The 6,685-nt window shown below is 63.6% G+C and carries 4 protein-coding genes; 2 read left to right on the forward strand and 2 right to left on the reverse strand.

What is annotated here, in order from left to right; genetic code table 11:
• Positions 1-123 precede the first annotated feature (123 nt).
• The gene (locus DM374_RS15525; RefSeq protein WP_225422513.1) at positions 124-2,751 is read left to right on the forward strand and encodes a patatin-like phospholipase domain-containing protein; all 2,628 of its coding nucleotides are present in this window, start codon (positions 124-126) and stop codon (positions 2,749-2,751) included.
• Between the two features lie 91 nt (positions 2,752-2,842).
• On the opposite strand, the gene DM374_RS15530 is transcribed toward DM374_RS15525, so the two are convergent.
• The gene (locus tag DM374_RS15530; protein ID WP_110970656.1) at positions 2,843-4,138 is read right to left on the reverse strand and encodes a serine/threonine transporter; all 1,296 of its coding nucleotides are present in this window, start codon (positions 4,136-4,138) and stop codon (positions 2,843-2,845) included.
• Positions 4,139-4,212: 74 nt separating this feature from the next.
• Entirely contained in the window at positions 4,213-5,589 is a 1,377-nt protein-coding gene (locus DM374_RS15535) for an L-serine ammonia-lyase (protein WP_110970657.1), read from the reverse strand.
• A 146-nt stretch (positions 5,590-5,735) separates the two neighbouring features.
• On the opposite strand from DM374_RS15535, the gene DM374_RS15540 reads away from it, so the two are divergent.
• Positions 5,736-6,665 (forward strand): LysR substrate-binding domain-containing protein, encoded by a 930-nt coding sequence (locus tag DM374_RS15540; protein ID WP_110970658.1) that lies wholly within the window; start codon positions 5,736-5,738, stop codon positions 6,663-6,665.
• Positions 6,666-6,685: the final 20 nt, after the last annotated feature.

Below are 6,685 nucleotides of genomic sequence, written 5' to 3' on the forward strand. Positions count from 1 at the left end.
GCGTGCAGTGTTTTTGTGAACCCGCTCACAGTGCTGGCTAATGGCTATTTTGCTGCTCTACACTCCTTCGCCAGGACGCTCATCCACCTATCTGGCAGGCGGAACATGGACAAGGAACAGCCCGTGTCACAGGAACAGGTTTCACCCGAGCAACGCACGCAATACCGTGCCGAACATGCGCGGATCGACACCCGCCGCAGCTTGCTTGGCCTCGGCAACGAGAAAAGGGCCCATTGGGCAGTGGCGCTTTCGGGTGGCGGCATTCGCAGCGCGACGTTCTGCCTGGGAGTGCTGCAGTCGCTGGCCCGGGCGAAAGCGCCGGGGGCGGACAACGACCAGGCAAAACCGCGCAACCGCCTGATCGCCCAGTTCGATTACCTGTCCACCGTCAGCGGTGGCGGCTACCTCGGCTCGTTCTTCGGCAGCCTGTTCCTTCCCGACCGCCTGCGCAAAACCGACGAGGCGCCGGTCGCCAGCCCCCCGGAAGTCCAGGCCGCCGACACCGCCTACAAAGTGCTCGACTACGAACCACCGGGTCGCATCCATACCAGCACCGACTACCGCACTTCGCCACCCGGGGAAGCGCCGCTGGCCTGGCTGCGGGAAAACGGCCGTTACCTGACCCCCGGCGGCTCCGGCGACCTCTTCTATGTGCTGGCGTTGTCGCTGCGCAACCTGCTGGCGTTGCATGTAGTGATTGGCCTGCCGCTGTTGTTCACCCTCGCGGCCGCCGTGTTGTTACAGGCTGTCATCTCCAGCAGTGTGGTCTGTTCGCCGGTTGCCGCCTTGTTGCCGATGGGCGTGGTGCAACTGCTCTGCGGCTCACTGTGGTGGGTGCCGGGGCTGCTGACGGTGGTGGCGGTGATCCCGCTGATGGCGGCGTTCTGGCTGGTGTATTTCCAGAAGAATCAGGACGAACCCGTGCACCTGTTCAACTGGTCCACCGTCCTCTCGTTCGCTGCGGGGCTGATGTTCTTCGGCCTGGCCTTCGCCCCCTGGGGCATGGACGGTGATTTGCGGGCCATTCTGGTCGGACTCGGCGCTGTCAGTTGGCTGGGGATTGGCTATGCCGTGTGGATCGGACGGTCGCTGAAGCACAAACGCGACCGCGACGAAGCCATGGCCCGCAACGACTGCGTGCGTACCTACCGGGTGCTGGTCACCCGCTACCTGAGCCAGGCACTGATTGCGGTGCTGGTCGCCAGCTTCTACGCCCTGTTGCCCTGGCTGACCGAGTGGATCTACAACAGCGAGCAGCGCGGGCCGCTGATTTCCTCCACCGCGCTGTTGCCGGTGCTGATCGCCGTTGTTCGCGGCCTGTCCGCGTTCAGTGACGACAAAGACATGCCGAGCTGGTTGAGCCGTCTGCCGATGAGCGTGATCGCCGGCGCGGCCGGGATCACGATCTTCATGCTGGTCGCGGTGTTGTGGGGCTTGCTGGTGCAGTTCGTGCGTTATCAGGGGCTGGAAAACGACGCCCTCACCCGCCTCGCGGTGCTGGTACCGGTGACGGCGATCCTGGCCTTCGGCACGGGCCGCTTTATCGGCTTCCTCAACCAGTCTTCGCTGCAGTCTTTCTATTCCAGCCGGTTGGCTCGGGCTTACCTCGGCGCCTCCAATGGCCGGCGTTTCGACGCAGATAGTCGCAAGGTCCGCAAGCAACGCATGAGCGTCGCCGAAGCCCTGCCCGGCGATGACGTGGCGATCGAAACCTATTACGGCACCACTACCTGTGCCCCGGTACACCTGATCAACGTCACCATGAACCTGACGGTCGACCCGGCCGAGCAACTGGTGCAGCGCGACCGCAAAGGCAAGCCGCTGTGTCTGGCGCCCAGTGGGCAACCGGGTTTGGCCAGCGTCAGCTACATCCTCGACGGCGACCCGCGCCAACGTGGTACCCAGCAACGCTTGATCGCCAGCGAAATTTATCAACCGTTGGGCCTGGCGCACTGGGTCGCCACCTCCGGCGCGGCGTTTTCCACGGGGTTGGGGCGTGCCACCAGCCTGGGCACCTCACTGGCCTTCGGCCTCACCAACGTACGCCTGGGGAGCTGGTGGCCGGCGAACTTCCTTGAAGACGATGAAAAGACCGGGGCCCCGCGCGTCTGGCGGGACAAAGGCTGGGCCACGGCCTTCCCGACCCAGACGTACCTGTTCTATGAACTGACCGCCCACTTCCACGGCCTGCGCCGTGACTTCCAGTACCTCTCGGATGGCGGTCATTTCGAGAACACCGCGACCTACGAACTGATCCGTGAAGGCCGCAATGTCGAGCTGATCGTGATGTGTGACTGCGGCGCCGACCCGACCTACAAGTTCGACGATCTGGCCAACCTGATCCGCCTGGCGCGCATCGACCAGGCGCTGGAAATCAGGCAGGACATGGATGTGCTGGGCGACCCGGTGTTGGGCCCCTACTTCGGCCTGCCGGAAAACTTCGCCGCGCCGGGACCAGGCGACAGCCTGCGCTGCGCCATGCTATTCAACGTCAGCAACCAGAAAGGCGAGCGCACCGCACGCATTCTTCTGCTCAAACCCAACGTCGTCGCCGGGTTGCCGGTGGACGTGATCAACTACGCCAGCGAACACCCAACCTTTCCCAACGAAAGCACGGCCAACCAGTTCTTCGATGAAGCACAATTCGAGAGCTATCGGCAGTTGGGTCTGCAGACCGGGCAACGGTTGTTCGGGGATGGCAAGGCGGGCTCGGGCGTTGCGGATGCGTTGTGGGCGTATTTGGCGAAATAGTGTCGGGCCTCATCGCCGGCAAGCCGGCTCCCACAGTGTCCGTGTGCGACGTACCTGTGGGAGCTGGCTTGCCAGCGATGCTTTTACGAAATCAGGCCACCACCGACCAGGCAATCGCCGACAAGGTCACCAACCCCACCAGCACCACGAACACGTTCGATACCTTGCCCGAGTACTTGCGCAGCGACGGCACTTTGTTGATCGCGTACATCGGCATCAGGAACAGCAGGCAGGCAATCACCGGGCCGCCCATGGATTCGATCATGCCGAGAATGCTCGGGTTGAGGGTAGCGACGATCCAGCAGGTCACCACCATGAACAGCGCCGTCAGTTGCTCCAGGCGCTTGGCCGACAAGCTGCGGCCGCGACCACGCAGGCCTTTGACGATCAGGCCCTGGAAACCTTCGCTGGCACCGATGTAGTGACCGAGGAAGGATTTGGTGATGGCCACCAGCGCAATCAGCGGCGCAACGAAGGCGATAACCGGGGTCTGGAAGTGATTGGCCAGGTACGACAGGATCGAGATGTTCTGGGTCTTCGCCGCGCCCAGGTCGGTCGGCGACAGGGCCAGCACGCAACTGAAGCAGAAGAACATCACCGTCAGCACCATCATCAGGTGTGACAGCGCGAGGATTCGCCCGCTCTTCTCATCCGCCTGCTCGCCGTAACGGCGCTTCTGGCTGACCGCGAAGGCCGAGATGATCGGCGAGTGGTTGAACGAGAACACCATCACCGGGATCGCCAGCCACAAGGTCTTGAAGAACAGACCCGGCGCCATGCCCTCGGCCGCCTGGGCGAAGAATGCGCCGTTCCAGTTGGGGATCAGGCTCAGAGCCAGCAACAGCAGCGCCGCCACGAACGGATAGACCAGCAGGCTCATCACCTTGACGATGATGCCCTGGCCGCAACGCACCACGATCATCAGGCCGCAGATCAGCAGCAGCGACAGCAACGCCCGCGGCGGCGGCGCGATGTGCAACTGGTGTTCGAGGAAGTTGCCCAGGGTGTTGGTCAGCGCAACGCTGTACACCAGCAGGATCGGGAAGATCGCGAGGAAATACAGCAAGGTGATCATCGCCCCCGCGCCGGCGCCGAAGTGTTCTTCCACCACTTCGGTGATGTCTTCGTTGCCGCCCTTGCGCCCGGACAGGACGAAACGGGTCAGGCCACGGTGGGCAAAGAAGGTCATCGGGAACGCCAGCAATGCCAGCACCAGCAGCGGCCAGAAGCCGCCGACGCCGGCGTTGATCGGCAGGAACAGGGTGCCGGCGCCAATGGCGGTGCCGTACAGGCCGAGGGTCCAGGTGGTGTCGTGACGGTTCCAGCCCGTTTCGCGCGCAGCCGTGCTCGCCGCGACACCGAGGTTCGTGGTGTTTACATCAGTCATTGATTACGCCTTGTAGTTGTTTTTATCGCCTATGAATAACCAGGGTGGCGCGTTAGCGATCCGCGCCAAGGGGTTCAGCATTCAACAAAGCTGACGGCCAGGCCGCCGCGGGAGGTCTCCTTGTAGTTTTCGTGCATGTCGGCGCCGGTGTCGCGCATGGTGCGAATCACCCGGTCCAGGGAAATGAAATGCTCGCCGTCGCCGCGCAGGGCCATTTGCACGGCATTGATCGCCTTCACCGCAGCGATGGCGTTGCGCTCGATGCACGGCACCTGGACCAGGCCGCCGACCGGGTCGCAGGTCAGCCCGAGGTTGTGTTCCAGGGCGATTTCCGCCGCATTTTCCAGTTGCGCGGGGCTTGCCCCGAGCACATCGGCCAGTCCTGCCGCGGCCATGGCGCAGGCCGAACCGACCTCGCCCTGGCAGCCGACCTCGGCGCCGGAAATAGACGCGTTTTTCTTGCACAGAATGCCCACCGAAGCGGCGGCCAGCAGGAAGTCGACGACATCGTTGTCGCAGGCTTCGGGGTTGAACTTCATGTAGTAATGCAGCACCGCCGGGATGATCCCCGCCGCGCCGTTGGTCGGCGCGGTGACCATGCGCCCGCCGGCAGCGTTTTCTTCGTTGACCGCCAAGGCAAACAGGTTGACCCACTCCATGGCGCTCAGGGTAGAGCCGATCACGTTGGGTTTGCCCAGCTCCTGCAGACTGCGGTGCAGCTTGGCGGCGCGGCGCTTGACCTTCAGTCCGCCCGGCAGGATACCTTCGTTGCGCAGGCCATTGACCACGCATTCCTGCATCACCGCCCACAACTGCAACAAGCCGCTGCGCACTTCGGTTTCTTCGCGCCAGGCCAGTTCGTTGGCCATCATCAACTGACTGACCCGCAGCCCGTGGCGCTTGCACAGCGCGAGCATTTCCTCGGCGCTGGAGAACTCATACGGCAGTTGCACCGCGTCGGCACCGCTGCCCGCTTCGGTCAATTGCGCGGCCTCGACGATAAAACCGCCGCCCACCGAGTAGTAGGTCTGCTGCAGCAGCAGGCCGTTGTCGCCGCTGGCTTCAAGCGTCATGGCGTTGGGGTGGTAAGGCAGGCTTTCGTTCAGCAGCAGCAGGTCGCGCTGGCACTCGAACGTGATCGGTTGGTCACCGCCAAGCATCAGTACGCGGGTGGCCTGCAATTGTTCGATACGCGGGCCGATACTCTGCGGATCGATGCGGTCCGGCCACTCGCCCATCAGCCCCAGCAGGCAGGCACGATCGGTGGCATGGCCAACGCCGGTGGCCGACAGCGAACCGTACAGGCGCACCTCGACCCGGGTGACCTGGTCCAGCACACCCTGCCCGCGCAGCGCCTCGACAAAGGTCGCGGCGGCGCGCATCGGGCCGACGGTATGGGAACTGGACGGACCGATGCCGATTTTGAACAGATCGAAAACACTGATAGCCATGCTAATGCCTGCGTGCCCGAACGACGACGACCCTTTCGGTGCACGGTGAAAAAATTGAGAGGTGTCGCGAAGTTGGGCGATACTGCCGCGCCGCTCGGGCGATGACCAACGAAACTTTCTAAGCAAGGCTTTAGCAGGACTAAACGATGAGGCGACAAATGAACGGCCAGATGTACGTCTGGTTGCACGTGTTTTCCTGCGCGGCGCGGCACTTGTCGTTCACCCGCTGCGCCGAAGAACTGCACATCACCCCCGGCGCGGTGAGCCAGCAGATTCGTCAATTGGAAGAGCGCCTGGGCTTTCGCCTGTTCCTGCGGCGTGCCCGTGGCGTGGAGTTGAGTGCCGAGGGCCAGCGTCTGGCACTGACCGTGCACGAAGCCTACGGCAACATCGATGCCGAACTGCGCCGGCTGGATGCCGGGGAGATCCGCGGGACCTTGCGCGTGCGCTCGATCCCCTCGTTCCTCGCCAAGTGGCTGACGCCGCGCTTGCCGCGCCTGCAACAACGCTTCCCGGATATCCAGTTGCGCCTGGTGGCCGAGGACAGCAATCACTCATTGCACGAAGGCGACTTCGACCTCGCCATCGACCTCAACGACGGCAGCTACCCTGGCATGCACTCGACGCCGCTGCTGGACGAAGAAATCTTCCCGGTCTGCTCCCCCGCCCTGCTCCGCGGCCGTCCGCCGTTGCACGGGCCGAGCGACCTGGTGCATTACCCGCTGCTGCACGACATCACAGCCTGGCGCGGCAGTTCCGAATACGCGGAATGGGAGTTCTATCTGGAAGCGATTGGCGCCGAGGGACTGGACGTGCGACGCGGGCACACCTTCAACCGCAACCACCTGACCATCGAAGCGGCGATTGCCGGGATCGGCGTAGCGATTGCCCGGCGTACCCTGCTCAACGACGAACTGGAACGGGGCACGCTGATCGTGCCGTTCGGCTCGCCGGTGCCCAATCACAAGCGCTACGTGTTGCTGTACAGCGCCGGAACCCTGGCCCACCCGAGTGCACGGGCCGTGCACGACTGGCTGGTGGAAGAGGCGCAAACGTTCCGCACGCTGTACGAATGACCGCGTGGGTCTGTATGAAC

This window comes from Pseudomonas huaxiensis, assembly GCF_003231275.1.
GTDB classification, from domain to species: domain Bacteria; phylum Pseudomonadota; class Gammaproteobacteria; order Pseudomonadales; family Pseudomonadaceae; genus Aquipseudomonas; species Aquipseudomonas huaxiensis.